Source organism: Teredinibacter franksiae, assembly GCF_014218805.1.
GTDB lineage: Bacteria > Pseudomonadota > Gammaproteobacteria > Pseudomonadales > Cellvibrionaceae > Teredinibacter > Teredinibacter franksiae.
Window position 1 is genome coordinate 55,966 of record NZ_JACJUV010000004.1, and the last position, 17,256, is coordinate 73,221.

The window sequence follows — 17,256 nt, forward strand, 5'->3', positions numbered from 1 at the left end:
TGCTTTCAGCATGCCTGCACTCATTCTTTACACAACACTTGGTTGCCATTTGTGCGAACAAGCTCAAACGATTATTGGCCGTACCCAGGCCACCTTTAAGCTAATCGATATTGCAGACGATGAAACCTTGGTTGAAACCTACGGGGTGCGCATACCCGTGGTAAAAAACAGCGCCAACGGAAAAGAAATTGGCTGGCCGTTCAACCAACTCGAATTTCAACGCTGGCTCCAAACACCGTAATGCAGTCAGACCTTTTCGGTACAACCCCTCCAACACCAGCATCGCAACAAAAACGTATTGCGCTCTCAGAAGGTGCTGAAGCGCTTTATATCCCCGCATGGTTAGCACCACAAAAAGCAGCTCAGCTGTTCCATGTATTAACCGAAGAGCTTCAGTGGTCGCAACCCAACATACGTATTTCGGGCAATAATCTACCCATACCCAGGCTGCAAAGTTGGTTTGGCGATGAGGGTGCGGTTATGCGCTATTCGGGGAAAGCCTTCTGCCCACAACCATGGCACCCGGCGTTGTTAACGATACGCGAAAGCATAGAGCTCGCATTAGCGACAAAATTTAATAGCGTACTGGTGAACTTATACCGCGATGGCCAAGACAGTGTTGGCTGGCATGCCGATGACGAAAAAGAACTTGGCACTAACCCCGTTATTGCTTCGCTAAGCTTAGGTGAGCGCCGTCGATTTATCCTAAAGCCAAAGCAAATGTTAGTTTGCGAACAGCCGAATTTAAGCGCAACTCGAATAACTCTTGAGCTGGGCCACGGTGACTTGCTCGCGATGCTCGGAAGCTGTCAGGCAGGGTGGCAGCATGCAGTACCGAAAACACAAAAAAATGTAGGTGAAAGAATAAACCTTACGTTCCGTAATGTGAGGAAACTCACAAACTAATCAGCAATGATAATCGATCTCAGCATTTATTATTAGTGTGTTTATTTTGGTGCCAAACTCGCGGCTCAAATAGTCGTTTTACCCGCCCAGCGGTCGCGAGAATACTGGGAAGTTAATAAAGCGTGTGGTAGATTGTCGCAACTCACAGGTTCAAACCGACCGGTTTGCAGAATTCCGGTTGTGCACACTGTTTATTTTCCGAAAGCAGTTCCTTGATACCATAATTAACCGGGCGTTTTACACGTATTACTCGGTATAAAAGCGGGGAAAAATAGGTGACAAGAATATTGGTCGCAGACGACCACGATTTAGTGCGTATGGGGATTGTACGCATGCTTCAGGATGTAGACGGATTTGAAGTGGTAGGTGAAGCTAAAACGGGCGAAGAAGCTGTAAGTTTGGCTCGTGAATTAAAGCCAGAAATAGTATTGATGGATGTGAAAATGCCCGGTATAGGTGGCATGGAAGCAACACGTAAAATACTTGCTGCCTGCGAAGCGACAAAAGTTATTGCCGTTACTGCACTCTCCGACGAATTATTTCCCGAACGCCTTATGAAAGCAGGGGCCTCTGGTTACGTTACTAAAGGGTCTGGTTTCGACGAAATAGTCGATGCCGTACATTCTGTGCTAACCGGCAACCTCTACATGAGCAGCAGTGTTGCTCAGCAAATAGCGCTTAGAAACTTTTCAGGTAATAAAGGCGATTCCTCGCCCTTCGAAAGGTTGTCTGAACGCGAGCTGCAAACCGCCATAATGATAGCCAACGGATCAAAAGTTCAGGGAATTGCAGAATCTTTTTGTGTAAGCCCTAAAACGGTGAACAGTTATCGTTACCGAATATTCGATAAATTAAGCATAAATAGTGACGTGGAATTGGCTCTGCTCGCGGTTAAATACAAAATTCTGGATGTAGACAGTCTTACCTGAGAACCCCGTGGCCGATAACAAGCATCCTTCGGAAGAAAGCTGTGACAACACGGCTACAGCCTTCGACCACAAATCCTTCCTAAAGAACCTCACCCGAAAACCCGGCGTTTATCAAATGTACGATAAGTCCGGCGATATTTTGTACGTGGGTAAAGCAAAAAACCTGAAAAACCGGGTAACGAGTTATTTCCGTAATGCCGGCCTAACCACAAAAACCATCGCACTGGTTAGCCGTATTAATACAATCGAAATTACCGTGGCGCCCAGCGAAGCAGAAGCGCTAGTACTTGAACATAACCTCATTAAAACGCAAAAGCCGCCGTTTAATATTCTGCTACGCGACGACAAATCATTTCCGTATATATTTTTGTCCGAGGGTGATACTCACCCGCGCCTATCGCTACACCGGGGAAGCAAAAAGAAAAAGGGCCGCTACTTTGGTCCATACCCAAATGTTAGCGCTGTCAGAGAAAGTTTGAATTTTTTACAGAAAACATTCGGTGTGCGTCAATGCGAAGACAGTGTGTACCGCAATCGAACACGGCCTTGCTTGCTTTTCCAAATAGACCGCTGCTCCGGCCCCTGCGTAGACAACATTAGCAAAGAAGATTACGCGCAGGATGTAAACCAAACAGCACTTTTTTTAGACGGCAAAAGCGACACACTACACAGCGCCTTAGCAACCGCGATGGAGCAAGCTTCCGAAAAACTGCAGTTTGAGCAGGCCGCGCTCTACCGTGATCGCATTACATCGTTACGACAGGTTCAGGCCCAACAGGTAATGGAAGCCGGTTATCGCAATATGGACGTTATAGCCTGTGCAATTGCACCGGGCGGTATATGCGTTCATGTTCTTTTTGTTCGCCAGGGCAGGGTAGTCGGCAGCAAAAATTATTACCCAAAAGACAAACTGGAAAACACGGAACCCGGTGTGCTCAGCGCATTTGTTGGCCACTTTTACTTGGGGGGCAGCGCCATGGATGTTCCCCCCTATGTCGTGCTTAGCCACGCCATAAACGATAACGAAACCGTGTGCGACGCCATAAAATTGCATTCAGGCAAGCCCATAAAAATCACCTCCAATGTGCGCACCTACCGCGCCAAATGGCTAGCCATGGCCCTACAGGCCGCACGTTTAAATCTACAGTCGCGGCTGAATAACGCCAAAACATTACAGCAGCGTTTTGAAATGTTACAAAACGCACTGCAAAGCGACGAAACCCCCAACCGCATTGAATGCTTTGATATTAGCCACAGCAGTGGCGAAAGTACCGTGGCGTCTTGCGTTGTTTTTGACCAAACCGGGCCACTAAAATCCGATTATCGGCGCTTCAACATAGAAGGTATTCAAGCTGGCGACGATTATGCTGCAATGGAGCAGGCACTTAATCGGCGTTACTCAAGGCTACAAAAAGAGAGTAAACCACTGCCATCGTTGCTACTTATAGACGGCGGTAAAGGTCAGCTTTCTAAGGCAACGAGCGTACTCCACGAACTGGGTATTCAAGAAATCGATATAATTGGTGTAGCCAAGGGCACAACACGCAAAGCCGGGTTTGAAACACTCATAAAGCCCAACGGTAGTGAACTTGTGCTCGAAAGCGATAACCCTGCGCTACACCTTATTCAGCAAGTGCGCGACGAGGCTCACAGGTTTGCCATTACAGGCCATAAACAGCGCCGCGATGTAAAGCGCCGTACATCCACACTGGAAAATATACCCGGCGTAGGGCCAAAACGCCGCAAAGAGTTACTTACCCACTTTGGTGGCCTGCAAGAGGTTATGCGCGCGAATGTGGATGACCTTGCAAAGGTACCCGGTATCAGTAAAAAAATGGCTGAAGAGGTTTACAGCGCACTCCACAGTGAGTAACGTGCAACCCGACGCTAGCGTGAAGTTGTGCTTGCCTGTTTTGTTGCCAAACGGCCCAGCTTCTAACCTAATCGATTACTCCATAGCCGTTCGAGCCAGTTACAAACCTCATGTTTAATATTGCCAACCAGCTAACCCTTATTCGTATTGTCTTTATTCCATTGCTGGTGGTTATCTACTACACGCCCTTCGAATGGCGCTTTTTAGCCTCTGCAGCACTGTTTGGTCTAGCGGGTATAACCGACGCTCTAGACGGCTACATAGCACGCAAATACAACTTAACCACACCCTTTGGCGCCTTCCTAGACCCGGTAGCCGACAAGCTAATGGTTGCCGTAGCGCTGGCGGTGCTAATAGAGAGCCATAGCAATATCTGGTTCACACTGCCGGCTACCGTCATTATATGTCGCGAAATCGTTATCTCCGCCCTAAGGGAGTGGATGGCCGAACTCGGTGAGCGCGCAACGGTAGCGGTTTCGGTAGTGGGTAAAATCAAAACCACCCTGCAAATTATCGCCATAGTGGTGTTGTTAATGGTTAACCCCAAGGGGTACCCCCTTATCAATACAGTGGGTTACGTCGCCATATATGCCGCCGCCATCCTTACCCTGTGGTCCATGTTTGTATACTTAAAAGCCGCCTGGCCCACATTGAAGGGCCATAGCGAGACAGACGAAGAAAAAGGCGACACCTAAACAAAGCGAGCCAGCTTCAAAATTGGCACTCAAGCCACTGTATTAAAAGAAAAAAGCTCAATTCGGGCTAGGATTCCTAAAACGATTCCATTACAATTCGCAGCCCTTGAATAGCGTGCCAGTTAAGCGCAGAACGGCAAGGCAAGAAAACCTTGGTAAACCAAGGCGGCAAAGATAGAAAGCGCACGGGATGCAATCCAGTGCAGAACCGCTGGGTAAGTGGCACATAGCCTAAAATTACCCCGCGATAGGAAGGCACACACCTTCAGCAAGATTAAGGCGCGATGTTTTAAAGCAAAGCGCAGAGCCCGAAGGGCGACACACCTTTAGGTGTAAAAACAAAAAGCCACTGGATGCAATCCAGTGCAGAACCGCTGGGTAAGTGGCACATAGCCTAAAATTACCCCGCAACCGAAGGGGTAGAACCTTCAGCAAGATTAAGGCGCGATGTTTTAAAGCAAAGCGCAGAGCCCGAAGGGCGACACACCTTTAGGTGTAAAAACAAAAAGCCACTGGATGCAATCCAGTGCAGAACCGCTGGGTAAGTGGCACATAACCTAAAATTACCCCGCGATAGGAAGGCACACACCTTCAGCAAGATTAAGGCGCGATGTTTTAAAGCAAAGCGCAGAGCCCGAAGGGCGACACACCTATAGGTGTAAAACAAATAGCCACTGGATGCAATCCAGTGCAGAACCGCTGGGTTAGTGGCACATAGCCTAAAATTACCCCGCAACCGAAGGCATAGAACCTTCAGCAAGATTAAGGCGCGATAGCAAAGCGGTTATGCACTGGATTGCAAATCCACGTAGGCCGGTTCGACTCCGGCTCGCGCCTCCAATTTTCAAAAGCAGGCTAGTTAAGTCAGTTCTTGAAGCAGTAAGTAGGGCACCAAACCTACTATAAAAAATATGCCTCCCTATAAGCCTAGGGTGGTCGACTGCATGGATGCAGGAGGTAGAGCAACGCAGGACGCAGTTGCCGAGGAATTGGTCCAGTGCGAAGCGCTGGTAAAAATGCTTCAGTAGGGTACCAAACCTACTATAAAAAATATGCCTCCCTATTAAGCCCGGGTGGTGGAATTGGTAGACACAGGAGACTTAAAATCTCCCGACAGCAATGTCGTAGCGGTTCAAGTCCGCTCCCGGGCACCACTACCTACAAAGCTTTCAGGATCTAAGCTCGTTTCATTGGATGGCCTTGAAAAGCAATAGTAGACTTATAGTAGACGTTTGTTGCTAGACGAATATCCCTTTGACAACCTCTTAGTGCCCCACCTTTTGACGGCTGCTTTATATTAAATCACCACGTCAAACTAGGAGCGATCACAATATCCTTAACACCCACCACTGAATCAGCAACGTCGTCCACACCTCTGAAAAAACCAAATAAACAAGCTTTTGAGCTATCGGACGAAATAGACGAATTAATCTTTGATATAAAAGCTCAGCTTACTGTTCTTATGGACTGTGGGCACAATGCAGCGCGCGCCAAAGATGGGGGGAACGAAGGCTTTTTATCCGGTGATGCAATAATGGGAGTGCTGGCGTTAGCCGTTAAAATGCTGGATGAAGTGAGTATAAAATCACAAAGCTTATGGAGGATTAAAACACTGCATAAAGAGCCTAATTAGCTCGAGACTGAGATTTTTATCTGGAGATTAAAATTTCTAGGCCTGCATATGAGCTATGCGAGCGCTAGTTAAGGTGCTGCACGTGAGGGTTGCGGAGATTTGAAATAAGGGGCGAAATGCCCCTTATTTAATCTAGCTAAAATGAAAAGCTTAGCTGATTCGGAAAGCTTCGGTAATGCGAGCAAACATTTTCCCATTTGCCGTAGCGAAATCGGATATACGCACTCACGAAAACCGGCTTTGATTTATCTTGCCTAAGCATGATTCAATCTCCAACCTAGAAGGGTTGGGAGACCGGTTCAAGCGCCAACAAAGCGCGCCTGGATTGAAAAGCTGCACTACAAGTGTCATACTTAACTTGCACTAACTATGCGCGGCCCACTAAAGCACGGCCTCCACGACTCTAGCGTGGATATCGTAGGGTCATCATCCTGGGCCCCCCCACGGGGCCTAAGGAATCTGCTTACCGGTGTCTACGCCCACCAGGTTATCTTCTCATTACTCATCCTCCAGCCCGTAGAATTCATTTAGAATGAACACTGCCATTCTTACCGCTTTTTTTGCTTCTCCTGGCTCTAATTCAGCAGGAAAATAAATTACACCGTCTTCCATTCCTCGAAGTGGAACAGTTATACGCTCCATATTTTCGGGGATTTGATCAGTTAGCTCCGTTGTGCTGGCTGCGTCAGCCTGACCGATTTGCTGGTCAGCCGCCTTTGTTTTTGATTTACGCTTCCCATTTCCCGCAGTTCTGACTGGCGCAGGGGCTTTGACGTACTTTGATACTTCTATCCCCGCTTCATCACAGGCTGAGATTAAGAAGGACATACACTTGGTTATAGTGCTACCACTAGCACCAGCGCCCTTAATTCGTTCGACAACTTTTTCTGTGGTTGTGTTTTTTATATCAAACTCCGGGTCTGACAAAAAATCATAGTGCGAAATAATAATTTCGTTCAGTGTCTTACTGTAATCAATGTCAGGGGTGGTTAACTTCTCAAGCATTGCGGTAGGTTCGTCGTCACCGTTAATTAAGCCTAAGGAACGCAATGATGCGGCCATAGTCGCTTTGCCTGAGTTTGAGCCAGGCAAAATAGTGCGCGTTATGTGCGTTGGCATCCCGTGCTCACGCAACTCATTGATAAAATTACTAAAACTCTTATAAGTGACATAAGGTGGAGGTGTCTTTTTGTCAGTTTTTTCCATAGTTAATAGCCTCTGAAACCATTCAACATTTTGGTCATAGGGCTATTCTAACGAAAAACACAGAAAACACAAACATTTCTGTGCGTAAACACAGAATATGTTTCGCGAATGTTTTCGCGCGGATTTTGATGGGGATGTTGTAAGAGTTTTATGTATTACAAATAAACCGATAAGTATGTGTGTCCTACGGAATTCATATCCAGATTCTAACTCGGGTGTTGCCGTGTATTTTTATTTACTCTTCCCGCTTGGCACCAGCTCTATCAACCAAAGTTATAGGGCGGTGTAACCGTACGGTAGCTACTCCGGGGGTAAATTAATTCCGCTTATTTCGGTCAGGTTTCTCGCTTGGTTCGGTTAGAATTCCCGGTCGGTAAATAAGGAGGGAAATAAGGAGGGACACCCACTCTTTGTGAATACCCACGGTTTGGTTGTTGCCTGGGGTGGATTTAAACAGAATGTGCCGAAGGTATCAGAAATAAGGAGGGACACCCACTCTTAGAGGATTTGCGAAAAAATAAGGCGGGACACCCACTCTTAGAGGATTTGTGGAAAATCCATTGGGGGAAATACGAAGGATCAAAGTTTTAAGGTAATAGTCGTAAATACTGGAAGAATGGCGCGTACGAGCACGAATCACGCTGATTAAACCATCGGCAGAGCCTGGCTAGCGTGAGCTCGCTTTAATTGCAGTGAGTTTACTAAAGGACTAAGCGACGTTTTTATCTCGCCGCCTATAATGGAATTTTTTATAGAAGATCGCTTCAAATTTCTGCGTGTTACCCACCCAGTCGTCAGCGTCAATGCCTAGCCGTTGCAGAATGGGAAGAGATTTTTTGGCGATGTAACCACGCTTATCTTTACGCTGAATACGGCCAGTCGTATCCACTAACGTGAGGTAATCTTTGATATCGAATAATACGCCGTGTTGTATGTCGGACCGAATATTCCCCTCAAAAACAGCTAATTTTTTAACGGGAAAGCGGCTGAAGTGATGAGGGTTGATATCCGGATTGTGGGCTAAAGCTTGTTCCAGTTCAAAGCGAGGGTTTATTCGCTCTTGAACGCTGGTGTGTTCAGAAGTTTCGGGTGACTCGGCCATTTTTGCGCGTATGGGGTTTAAATCCACGTAGGCCATAGCGGTTAGCAGAGCCTCCTCGGTCAATAAGGCTTGAGATTTAAATCGCCCCTCCCAGAATCGGCCAGTGCAGCGTTCTTCTAGGTTCGCCTGGCGTGCGATGACTTGATTTAGTTGCTGCATAAACTCGCTTAAGCTGCCAAGGCGTGTACGCCAATCTTCTACAGTATCTTCGAGTACGCGTTGTTCTGCGGTATCTAAGGTTTCGCCTTTTTGATATTTTTGTACCAGAAAAGGGCCTTTGTACAAGCATAGCCAGCGTTGAATAATTTCGTCGAAGCTCCAGCTTTGCGGTGCCTGGGCATCAATTTTGATTACGATATGGTAATGGTTACTCATTATGGCGTAACTGCAGATATCGATAGCAAAAATGGTGGAGAGTAAGCGAATACGCTCTGCAATCCATTCGCGCCGGTGTTCGTAGCATTGCCCGGTATGAATATCTGTACCACAGAGGTAGGAGCGGCGAACACAGCGGGACATAACGTGATAATAGGGTGTGTCACTGATAGAGACTTGATGCTTCCGTGCCGTCGTCATGAGTTTACCGTAACTGTGTATAAATACAGTCATTAATCGTAGGGGATGCTCGGTATGATGTCAATGGCGAGTGGGTGTCCTTGTGAATACCAACACGGTTTGGTTGTTGCCTGGGGTGGATTTAAACAGAATGTGCCGAAGGTATTGGCGGTGTGCTTCCACATACTGCGCTTGTGGTCTCAAGACGATTTGCTGGAGCAGTTGTTCATTTGTTACGACAAACTCGACAACGAAATTAAGGCTGAGTTGCCCTTAAAGCGGGTATGGACGGTAGCGCTTTCGGAGAATGCTTAAACTGGCGGGTTGGTGCAGGCGGGGGTTGAGCTTGACAAGGCAAAAGAATTTGATCTAGCATGTTTCCATATTCGAAACAGGAAACAGCTTGAGGTCAATAGTCACGTTATGGTCTTACTCAAACCCCAAGACACGCTTTTAGCGCTCAAGTATTGGTCTTTGCGGCTTAATGGCCAGCATGCCTCTGTACGGGAATTGGCGGAATCACTTGCGATGAGCCCCAGCGAGGCGAGTAAGGGGGCGAAGCGCTTGTTGGTTTCGGGCCTGTTGGTTGATCGCGAAGGCGTTTTTTATGCCGAGGCCAATGCGCTGTTCGAGTGGCTGAGTTATGGCGTGCGTTACGCCTTTCCAGCGCAGACATTAGGTTTTGGCCGAGGTATGGGCACAGCCTGGAACTGCAGCTTAATTAAGGCTGCCATTGTACCGCCGGTTCCCGGCCATGTCTGGGCCAGCGCAAGCGGCACCCAAGAAGGCATTTTTGTTAAACCTATTTATGCTGGTGTGCCACTGGCGGCGTTTAAGGATGAGCAACTGTACAAAGCCTTGGCGCTGGTGGATGCTGTTCGCTTGGGTAAACCTAGAGAATTAGTGGTAGCACGGGAAAGTTTGAAAATACTACTTACAGGGAAGAGGCAATGACGAACAATCATGACTTTAACCTACGGCAATTAACAGCCATTGCCCTTGCTCTGGGTGATTTACTGCCTAGAGTGACGTTTGTAGGTGGTTGCACCACGGCCTTATTGGTAGACGAGGCCGCCTACTCAGGTATACGCCATACCGAAGATGTGGATGTGATTGTTGATTTGGCAACCTACCTGGACGTAGAACATTTCTCGCAAGCATTACGCCAGCGTGGTTTTAAGGAAGATAGTGCCAGTAAGGTTATTTGCCGCTGGCTTTACCCCGCCGCCTTAAACACTTTAAAAGTAGATGTAATACCTATAGACGAAAATGGCTTGGGTTTTACCAACCGCTGGTACCGAGGCGCCATGGACACTGCGCTGAGTCACAGCTTAAATGATGACTTAAGCATTAGCGTGGTGAACCCAGTGTATTTTCTTGCAACCAAATTTGAAGCCTTTAAGGGACGCGGAAATGGCGACTATGCCGCGAGCCACGATATGGAAGATATTGTGTTCGTATTGGAAAATCGCAATGGCATTATCCGCGAATTAATGGATGCGCCCAGTGAATTGAAAGCCTATTTTGCTGAGCAGGCGTCTCAATTATTCAATGACGACTTTTTAAATGTATTACCTGGCTTGATGTCTTTTCAGGGGGCGTCTAATCCGGTATTGAATCTGTTGCAAATAATGGCCGCTTGGCCAAAAGACTAAAACAGCAGGAAGGTAGAGGGATGATTACCGAAGACCAACTGGAACACTTTGCCTCGATTGCCTTAAGAAGAGCTTAGGGGGCAGGCCTTACATTTGACATTAAAGATGGTTTGTCACAAAAGTGCAGGGTGTGAAGTTTAAGGCCTGCCCCCCCAATTTATATTGGCGGGTTAAAAAGGGTGGCGCAAGAACCTTAGTAAAGTATTGACCAAGCTAGCGCGACAGTTTGTAAATCTGCCCCTGTATATCGGTGGGTTTCACTGTGAATAAAGACGACTTTAATGGATTGCTTCTTTGCCAAAGGAACGCCTAGCGAAAGAGCGTATGCGCGATTTTCTGTGTCGTCATCACTAGCAACACCATTTACGGAAGATTCTCCGCCCAAGCCTTGACCGTAACTGGCAGACAGCCAGTGGCCTGTGTTGAATCGCCGAATAATATGCGCCTGAAGACCCAATAGGGTTTTCTGGGAGAAGGTGTTGCCGTTGTAGAACGCTTTATTATCGGTAAATACAAAGGCCGAGCCCGTAAGCTCGTAGGACCAAAGCCCTCGGTTATGCAGTATGCCGAACTGGGGTTGAACCGTGTAACGATTGCGGCCAAGGTTGAGCAGCCGAGTTTTATCGTATTGGCCCAGCGGTACCGAAACGGCTAAAGCGATACCCACTTGTGTATTAACGGGTTGGGTGGCCAAGTGCTTACGCATGGCTGCACCATCCATTGCTGGTGTGCCGGCTATGTTGAGCGAAAGGCGAAACTGTGGGTCGCCCAAGCCGCTGCGTTCGGTGCTGGCGGGGTTGCCTTGTAGCAGGCCCTCCCACCGGCCCGTTTGATAGGGCAGTAGGGTGTCAAAACGTGCGAGCTTGCCAAAGGCATTAAATGGCACAACATAAGAAGCGCCGACAGTATTGATTTGCGCTTGTGCGCCTTCTATTTGAAGCGCGGGGTCGAAGGCGACATCGCCGAAAGAGTGCCCATAACCAACGCCAACGACTTGTGTGCCCAGGGGTAAAGGCGTCCATCGCCGAGGTTCAATTTCCTGGGCCAACACCGGCCGTGAAAATAAAAAACCGAGTGCAAGTAAAAAACGAAGTGTCATGGGTTTTTCCGCTAATCGAAATTGGCGCACGAGTATATTCGTTCAGCTCGGGTAATTCTATTGCTTCAGTTGACTGGCCATACTAAGAAAAAGCAACTTATGCTTTGCCGTAACCTCATGGGTTTCTTTCTGTAAAGCTCCCTTTGCAACCCCTCCCAAAACTGCGGTATGAATCCCCACGGCTAGAGCTTGAACACTGCGGCAACGGTTCGCACCGGTTTTACGTCTTTTGTCAGCGAGCAGTGCAGCGGGCAGAAAGTGGCATAAAAAAAAGTGGCATAAAAAAATGGATGCTGAAAAACTAAACAGGCGCAGAAGGGACACCCACCAATAAATAATATGCAAAAAATATTGGGCGAAACACCAAAGGTCTGGATTCTAAGGGAATCACTGTAAATACTGGCATAACAGCGCTGCGTTGGCCGCAAGTGCTTAAAGCTAGAAGTGACAAGCACCCGTGGAGAATTTGTGGGGAATAGAGTGCAATGCTAATGGCGAGTGTTTGTCCTCGTGAATCTTCTCCGTTTCTGTGTGATATGTTGCGTATAAATATTTTTTTGGGGTGTTCATGACAGTAGCAAAGTTGTATTACAGTGGTACTGTCTTGTTGAAAAGCCCAATGCGGAATGCGCATTAGCTTTACCCTGGAAACAGATGTTTTGGCCTATAGCCGTTTTCCCGATAACACACGTTAGTTTGGGGATAGAATAGCCATCAGTGCTCGGTATTTCGGCTTCAAAGGAGCTGCAGTTTCCGCAAAGCATCGGCAAATCGGCTAACCCTGGGCTATATCTTCACTGGTTTTTGGGCGATGTTTTTGGGCGATGGTTTCGCCTAATAAAAACGCCATTAAATACATATAGGAAATTTATGACTACAGCATTGGTAAAATTTGAAATTGAGAAAGAAACTAAAAATAGCGTCAGGTATAAAGAAGTACCCGCTGAGGGTAAAGCCCCAATAGTTGGAACGCTATATGTACAAAAATGGTTTGCCGGTACCTCAAAAACGCTCCAGGTCACCATTGAATTAGAGGCATAGGGAAACATTTTAGCTGGGAAAATTGATTCCGGTGTTTTAACCTGATTAAGTTCGCACCAGGAAGAGCACGGCCGCCTGCTGGGTGGCCTTTTTTGTATTTGTATTAGTGTTAGGTGATTCAAACGTAATTTGATAGCTTTTCAGACATCTATACTTATCAGCTTCTTGACTCGCCCCCTAGACTTGTGGTGGTTTGTCCACCCTCAAGTACGCAGGCACTTTATCGTCAAATATTAGTGTTGAGGGCGAGTGAATTTCTCTGAGCATTAATCCAGCTTACATACAAATGGCTCGCTTATATTGAGATTCAACCTCCTACCTGAATTAAATGAATCATCCTTGTTGATTTGAATATGGGTTTCAAATGTATGTATATAGTTATAATCGAGATTTACTAAACAGTGCCCCATTAGTTTTCTCCCTCACGGAGCTTCATCTGTAGCTGCCTAACCATATTATCCTGTGAGTGCAAAGTTCCTTATGGTAAACCCCTGTAGCGCCTACAGGCACCTTTACAAGAAGCTACATTCTTGTTCGACAAAAAACCAAGGTTTCCCCCAGTTGTGGACCACTAAGAGGATAATGGAGATTTCTGTGTGTTGAGGTTGATAATTGAGTTATTACCGGTCTTAGCCTTATAGGTTAGCCAAATCATCCAATCCTCGGTACCATTACCATTTTTTCCAAACGCTGCCAAAGGGCGAAACAGTACTATCCCAAAATAGTACCTTGAGTTGGCCGCCGTTTTTGTTGCAAAAGACCAGTAGCGCCTAGCCGCCCCATGGCCCTGTGTACCTATAAATTACGAATAAACAAATGTTGAGCTAGTAACAATTTGAATAACCCTATAAAATGACCGTTTTTTAACCAGTTCATCTGCCTCCCGGTTTAATCAAGCCAGCAGTGACACAAAAAAGCGGGTCATTCGAATGAGGCGTGGTTTTGCCTAGGTACAGTTACGAGGGGTATTCCTCATCAGGACTAGAAGTATCCTCGGTTTTGGCTGCATCAAGCAAAGAATCAGCACTGGCTGACCTGGAAGCTTCTGGCTTACTCATTACCAATATCCATCAGGTTTTGTCTTTTGGCGGGGCATCCAAGGTGCCGACCGAAGCTTTGTACCGTTTCAATCAAGAGTTGTTATCGGTTACACGGGCCGGTATTCCACTTGTAGACTCCCTTAAGATGGTTATACCGCGAGATGATAGCCCGCTCTTAACAAGTATTTTGGAAAAAGTTATCGACAAGCTCTCAAGCGGCAGTTCTTTCTCCGTTGCTTGTAAAGACTTCCCTGAGGCATTCGATCCAATCTATCTCGCATCCATTCAAACCAGTGAGCACACGGGAGACTTGGTAGAAGCGCTGCAGCAATACAACGCAATCCTATCCCGGAAGCTAAACGTAGATAAGAGCATTAAGGCTGCCTTGTACTACCCCGCATTTTTAGCCTCGGTATTGGTCGTAGTGTTAGCGGTGCTTTTTGTCTTCGTTATCCCTAGTTTTTCAGAGCTTTACGATAGTTTCGACGCAGCTTTGCCTGGCCCAACCCAAGTAATTCTTGCTATTGCCGCTATTGCCCCATACGCGATTGTCGCGAGTGCCATATTGCTGCTTGTAGCCACTATTACCTGGAAGTTGTCAGACAAGCCTAAATTGGTCCTTATCCGGGTCGACCGAGCCCTAAACCGCGTACCGGTAATAGGGAAAACGAGGGTGAATATTCAGTTTTCGCAAATTATGCGTATGCTCAGTGGTCTACTTGTGTCCGGTTCCCCGCTAGTCGACTCCCTACGTATCACCGCACAATCTTTTTCCGACAAGCAGGTGGGCCTAGATCTAACTAAGGTAGCCAAATCTGTTGAGCATGGCGAGAGCTTCAGTCAAGCGATGAAGCACACTAAGCACCTCAGCAGTACTTCAACAAAAATGCTTCAAACGGGCGAAAAATCAGGCAATCTCGGGCCAATGATTGGTGAGCTTGCGAACAAAGTTGAAGGGGAGTTGGAGAGCCAGCTTAAACAATTCACTTCTCTATTTGAACCGGTCGTAATGTTGTTTTTGGGGCTAATCGTTGGGTTTGTAATTGTTGCTATGTATCTACCTATTTTCTATCTGGCTGATGTTGTCTCGTGAGGTATCAATGTCAACTGATATAGAAATACTGGAACGCGTATACGAAGTTTTTAGTGTGGATATCGCTAAAAAAACCAAATCGTGCCCGCAGCATGTGCTAAATGGTGTGTTATACGTTGCATGCGAAAATGAGTCGGATATCTTTTTAAGAAGGCAACTAGAAATTTTGACTGGCGTAAATGTACGGCTGGAGAAAGCAACCACTAAGGAAGTCGAGATTCAGTTAATTGTCTTTCAATCAAAACGAGATAGGTTAAAAGGGGTTAGTGAAGAGTATCGACTGGACTTGGTTGTTGATAATGGTGATCAAGAAATAACTAGAAGCCTCGCGGATAAAGATGACGAAGACGGACCTATAGTAAAACTATTAGACACCCTAATTACATCAGCTCTTTCTAAGAGGGCTAGTGATATCCACATTGAGGGGCATGAGTCGTATGTAAGCATCAAATACCGCATAGATGGGGTGCTTTGCAAAGCTACAGATCATTTAGATTCCTCAATTCACCTGCCACTATTGTCACGCCTAAAAGTGATTTCAGAGTTGGATATCGCGGAAAGGCGGGTGCCACAAGATGGGAGGTTTAAGCTAAGACAGGGATCAAGAAGTATTGATTTTAGGTTATCGATAATACCGGGGCTTTGGGGTGAAAATGCCGTTATCCGAGTGTTAGATAATGTGTCTACCGAGGGCAGTTTGTACAACCGTTCTATTGACGATATGGGATTCTCAACAGACCAAGCATCCGCTTTCAAAAAAGCCGTTAACGAACCGCATGGAATGGTGCTGGTAACCGGTCCAACTGGTAGTGGTAAAACAACAACGCTGTACTCGGCACTTCAATCAGTAAACTCAGGTAGTAATAAGATAATTACGATTGAAGACCCAGTGGAATATCATCTAGATGGTGTAATGCAGATCCCTGTCAACATCAAGAAGGGGCTCACCTTTGCAAAAGGTCTTCGCTCAATATTGAGGCACGATCCCGATCAAATACTGGTTGGTGAAATACGTGACCTAGAGACCGCAGAAATTGCCGTTCAATCGGCGTTAACAGGGCATTTAGTTTTTAGTAGTGTGCATGCGAATAGTGCAAAAGACGTGCTCATTCGTATGCAAAATATTGGGGTGTCTCTCGAGAATTGCTTATCAGCACTAAATTGTATTGTATCTCAACGCTTAGTCAGACTGAATTGTTCTTCGTGTTTAGAGGTTGATCAGGTGCCCGAACAAATTTTATTAGAAAACGGCTTTGATCCCGACTCAGATCCAGCTCTTATGAAGTCACGCGGCTGCGAAAGGTGTGAATATACAGGTCATCGGGGCAGAACAATGATTGCCGAAATATTACTAATCGAAGATACATTCAAGCGTTCTTTGCTTGCAGGTGAAAGTATTCTTAGGCTGTTGGACTCAACGAGTCTCGTCGGTAATTCAGATATGCGCGGAAACGCTCAAAGTTTGTGCCTAGAAGGTAAAATAAGTTTAAGTGAGATGAATCGTGTTACGTTCGGTTAGCCAATTTTTACACTCCAGATACCTGAGGCGTAAAGGCTGTCTTGGGCTGGCATGCTATGGAGATAGCTTTGCGTATGTTCGTTATAGGTACGAAAAGGGTGTATTTACCACTGTAGACCAAGGAAATCACCCGATTAGTGAATACTCCGACGATGAGTTTAGTCGATTTTTCGAAGACCAAGAACTTGACGGCGCCTTGATTTCTGTCGGGTTGTCGAGTGAGCTTGTGCACCATTTTACCCTTGAGTATGAAAACCTTCCTTCGAACAGGAAAAAGCGCGAGAAATTTTTGGGATGGCGATATCAAAACTATGTAAAAGGTTCAGTAAACCAGCTTCTAGCACATTCTGTGGAAGTTGCACACAGTGTTGTTATGGAGCAAGAAGCTGGCGTTATTGTTGGGCATAGCTCCATCTCGAATGAGGCAATGAAACTCATAAAGTACATGAAGTCTAGTCGCTTAGTGGTTCAGAATACATCAATCATTGATTTCCAGGTCCCTAATTACATCAATGCAGTACTTCCTGATTCCCCTGAAAACGTGTTGTTTGTTTATTTCGGAGCGGAGCGATGGACCGTACAGTTAATGGTAAAGGCGGGCATTGTTTATTCTTCCTCTTCAGCCGATTGCAGTGTTTATCCCAAAGAAGAATTGGATCACATAGTGTATAACGTCGAATCTTGCGCGCGTTATTTTCAAGAGAAATACCAGCTCCTAGTTGGCGGTATTATTGTTCTAAATGACCAGGAGGACCAAGACGCTATAAAGGCTCTTGAAAGAATGCTTGAAAGTATAAGCTCTATTGTTCAAGTTAGAACAAACAATGTCCTAGGGTTAGACGGTAAAGAAACGGACTTTAAACACCTATCCGCCTGCGCATCTGCATATCCAGTATTGGCGGAGTTATAA

General features: G+C 46.4%; 15 protein-coding genes and 2 tRNA genes. 14 read left to right on the forward strand and 3 right to left on the reverse strand.

The features are described from left to right. Positions 1 to 10: 10 nt before the first annotated feature. The 7 genes from H5336_RS19145 to H5336_RS19175 all read left to right on the forward strand — a co-directional run bounded on the left by H5336_RS19145 (position 11) and on the right by H5336_RS19175 (position 5,557). On the forward strand, positions 11 to 241 hold the full coding sequence (locus H5336_RS19145) for a glutaredoxin family protein (protein WP_185236076.1): 231 nt from the start codon (positions 11 to 13) through the stop codon (positions 239 to 241). Beyond that, positions 241 to 906 carry an alpha-ketoglutarate-dependent dioxygenase AlkB family protein gene (locus tag H5336_RS19150; RefSeq protein WP_185236077.1) on the forward strand — a complete coding sequence of 222 codons (666 nt, stop codon included), beginning with the start codon at positions 241 to 243 and terminating at the stop codon, positions 904 to 906. The genes H5336_RS19145 and H5336_RS19150 overlap by 1 nt, the downstream gene beginning before the upstream one ends. Before the next feature lie 275 nt (positions 907 to 1,181). Continuing rightward, positions 1,182 to 1,835, forward strand: coding sequence for a response regulator (locus H5336_RS19155; protein ID WP_185236078.1), 654 nt, complete (start codon positions 1,182 to 1,184; stop codon positions 1,833 to 1,835). 7 nt (positions 1,836 to 1,842) lie between these two features. Further along, positions 1,843 to 3,708, forward strand: coding sequence for an excinuclease ABC subunit UvrC (uvrC, locus tag H5336_RS19160; protein ID WP_185236079.1), 1,866 nt, complete (start codon positions 1,843 to 1,845; stop codon positions 3,706 to 3,708). A gap of 110 nt (positions 3,709 to 3,818) precedes the next feature. After that, on the forward strand, positions 3,819 to 4,403 hold the full coding sequence (pgsA, locus tag H5336_RS19165) for a CDP-diacylglycerol--glycerol-3-phosphate 3-phosphatidyltransferase (protein ID WP_185236080.1): 585 nt from the start codon (positions 3,819 to 3,821) through the stop codon (positions 4,401 to 4,403). Positions 4,404 to 5,169: 766 nt separating this feature from the next. After that, positions 5,170 to 5,243, forward strand: a tRNA-Cys gene (locus H5336_RS19170). 227 nt (positions 5,244 to 5,470) lie between these two features. Then, positions 5,471 to 5,557, forward strand: a tRNA-Leu gene (locus H5336_RS19175). A 977-nt stretch (positions 5,558 to 6,534) separates the two neighbouring features. Here H5336_RS19175 and H5336_RS19180 read toward each other — a convergent pair. Then, positions 6,535 to 7,242, reverse strand: coding sequence for a DUF5343 domain-containing protein (locus tag H5336_RS19180; RefSeq protein WP_185236081.1), 708 nt, complete (start codon positions 7,240 to 7,242; stop codon positions 6,535 to 6,537). A gap of 709 nt (positions 7,243 to 7,951) precedes the next feature. Further along, on the reverse strand, positions 7,952 to 8,953 hold the full coding sequence (locus H5336_RS19185; RefSeq protein ID WP_246439413.1) for a transposase: 1,002 nt from the start codon (positions 8,951 to 8,953) through the stop codon (positions 7,952 to 7,954). A 21-nt stretch (positions 8,954 to 8,974) separates the two neighbouring features. On the opposite strand from H5336_RS19185, the gene H5336_RS19190 reads away from it, so the two are divergent. From H5336_RS19190 to H5336_RS19200, 3 genes are all read left to right on the forward strand, one after another. After that, complete coding sequence (locus tag H5336_RS19190; RefSeq protein ID WP_185236083.1) at positions 8,975 to 9,214, forward strand: hypothetical protein; 240 nt, start codon at positions 8,975 to 8,977, stop codon at positions 9,212 to 9,214. Between the two features lie 108 nt (positions 9,215 to 9,322). Next, positions 9,323 to 9,853, forward strand: coding sequence for a MarR family transcriptional regulator (locus H5336_RS19195; protein WP_185236084.1), 531 nt, complete (start codon positions 9,323 to 9,325; stop codon positions 9,851 to 9,853). Next, positions 9,850 to 10,554, forward strand: a complete 705-nt coding sequence (locus H5336_RS19200) for a nucleotidyl transferase AbiEii/AbiGii toxin family protein (RefSeq protein ID WP_185236085.1) — start codon at positions 9,850 to 9,852, stop codon at positions 10,552 to 10,554. The genes H5336_RS19195 and H5336_RS19200 overlap by 4 nt, the downstream gene beginning before the upstream one ends. Before the next feature lie 193 nt (positions 10,555 to 10,747). Here the strand turns inward: H5336_RS19200 and H5336_RS19205 are convergent, their stop codons facing one another. Continuing rightward, complete coding sequence (locus H5336_RS19205; RefSeq protein ID WP_185236086.1) at positions 10,748 to 11,653, reverse strand: transporter; 906 nt, start codon at positions 11,651 to 11,653, stop codon at positions 10,748 to 10,750. A gap of 870 nt (positions 11,654 to 12,523) precedes the next feature. Between H5336_RS19205 and H5336_RS19210 the strand changes: the two genes are divergently transcribed. The 4 genes from H5336_RS19210 to H5336_RS19225 all read left to right on the forward strand — a co-directional run bounded on the left by H5336_RS19210 (position 12,524) and on the right by H5336_RS19225 (position 17,256). Then, positions 12,524 to 12,694 carry a hypothetical protein gene (locus H5336_RS19210; protein ID WP_185236087.1) on the forward strand — a complete coding sequence of 57 codons (171 nt, stop codon included), beginning with the start codon at positions 12,524 to 12,526 and terminating at the stop codon, positions 12,692 to 12,694. A 942-nt stretch (positions 12,695 to 13,636) separates the two neighbouring features. After that, a complete protein-coding gene (locus H5336_RS19215) occupies positions 13,637 to 14,827 on the forward strand; it encodes a type II secretion system F family protein (RefSeq protein WP_185236088.1) in 1,191 nt (396 codons plus the stop codon). A 7-nt stretch (positions 14,828 to 14,834) separates the two neighbouring features. After that, positions 14,835 to 16,346 (forward strand): GspE/PulE family protein, encoded by a 1,512-nt coding sequence (locus tag H5336_RS19220; RefSeq protein WP_185236089.1) that lies wholly within the window; start codon positions 14,835 to 14,837, stop codon positions 16,344 to 16,346. Beyond that, positions 16,330 to 17,256 carry a hypothetical protein gene (locus H5336_RS19225; RefSeq protein WP_185236090.1) on the forward strand — a complete coding sequence of 309 codons (927 nt, stop codon included), beginning with the start codon at positions 16,330 to 16,332 and terminating at the stop codon, positions 17,254 to 17,256. Before H5336_RS19220 ends, H5336_RS19225 begins: the two co-directional genes overlap by 17 nt.

What these genes read in the sequence shown, in the direction of transcription:
- H5336_RS19145 (WP_185236076.1), top strand. Translation starts at nt 11, where the DNA reads ATGCCTGCACTCATTCTTTACACAACACTTGGTTGCCATTTGTGCGAA.
- H5336_RS19150 (WP_185236077.1), top strand. Translation starts at nt 241, where the DNA reads ATGCAGTCAGACCTTTTCGGTACAACCCCTCCAACACCAGCATCGCAA.
- pgsA (WP_185236080.1), top strand. Translation starts at nt 3,819, where the DNA reads ATGTTTAATATTGCCAACCAGCTAACCCTTATTCGTATTGTCTTTATT.
- H5336_RS19180 (WP_185236081.1), bottom strand. Translation starts at nt 7,242, where the DNA reads ATGGAAAAAACTGACAAAAAGACACCTCCACCTTATGTCACTTATAAG.
- H5336_RS19185 (WP_246439413.1), bottom strand. Translation starts at nt 8,953, where the DNA reads ATGACTGTATTTATACACAGTTACGGTAAACTCATGACGACGGCACGG.
- H5336_RS19190 (WP_185236083.1), top strand. Translation starts at nt 8,975, where the DNA reads ATGATGTCAATGGCGAGTGGGTGTCCTTGTGAATACCAACACGGTTTG.
- H5336_RS19195 (WP_185236084.1), top strand. Translation starts at nt 9,323, where the DNA reads ATGGTCTTACTCAAACCCCAAGACACGCTTTTAGCGCTCAAGTATTGG.
- H5336_RS19200 (WP_185236085.1), top strand. Translation starts at nt 9,850, where the DNA reads ATGACGAACAATCATGACTTTAACCTACGGCAATTAACAGCCATTGCC.
- H5336_RS19205 (WP_185236086.1), bottom strand. Translation starts at nt 11,653, where the DNA reads ATGACACTTCGTTTTTTACTTGCACTCGGTTTTTTATTTTCACGGCCG.
- H5336_RS19210 (WP_185236087.1), top strand. Translation starts at nt 12,524, where the DNA reads ATGACTACAGCATTGGTAAAATTTGAAATTGAGAAAGAAACTAAAAAT.
- H5336_RS19220 (WP_185236089.1), top strand. Translation starts at nt 14,835, where the DNA reads ATGTCAACTGATATAGAAATACTGGAACGCGTATACGAAGTTTTTAGT.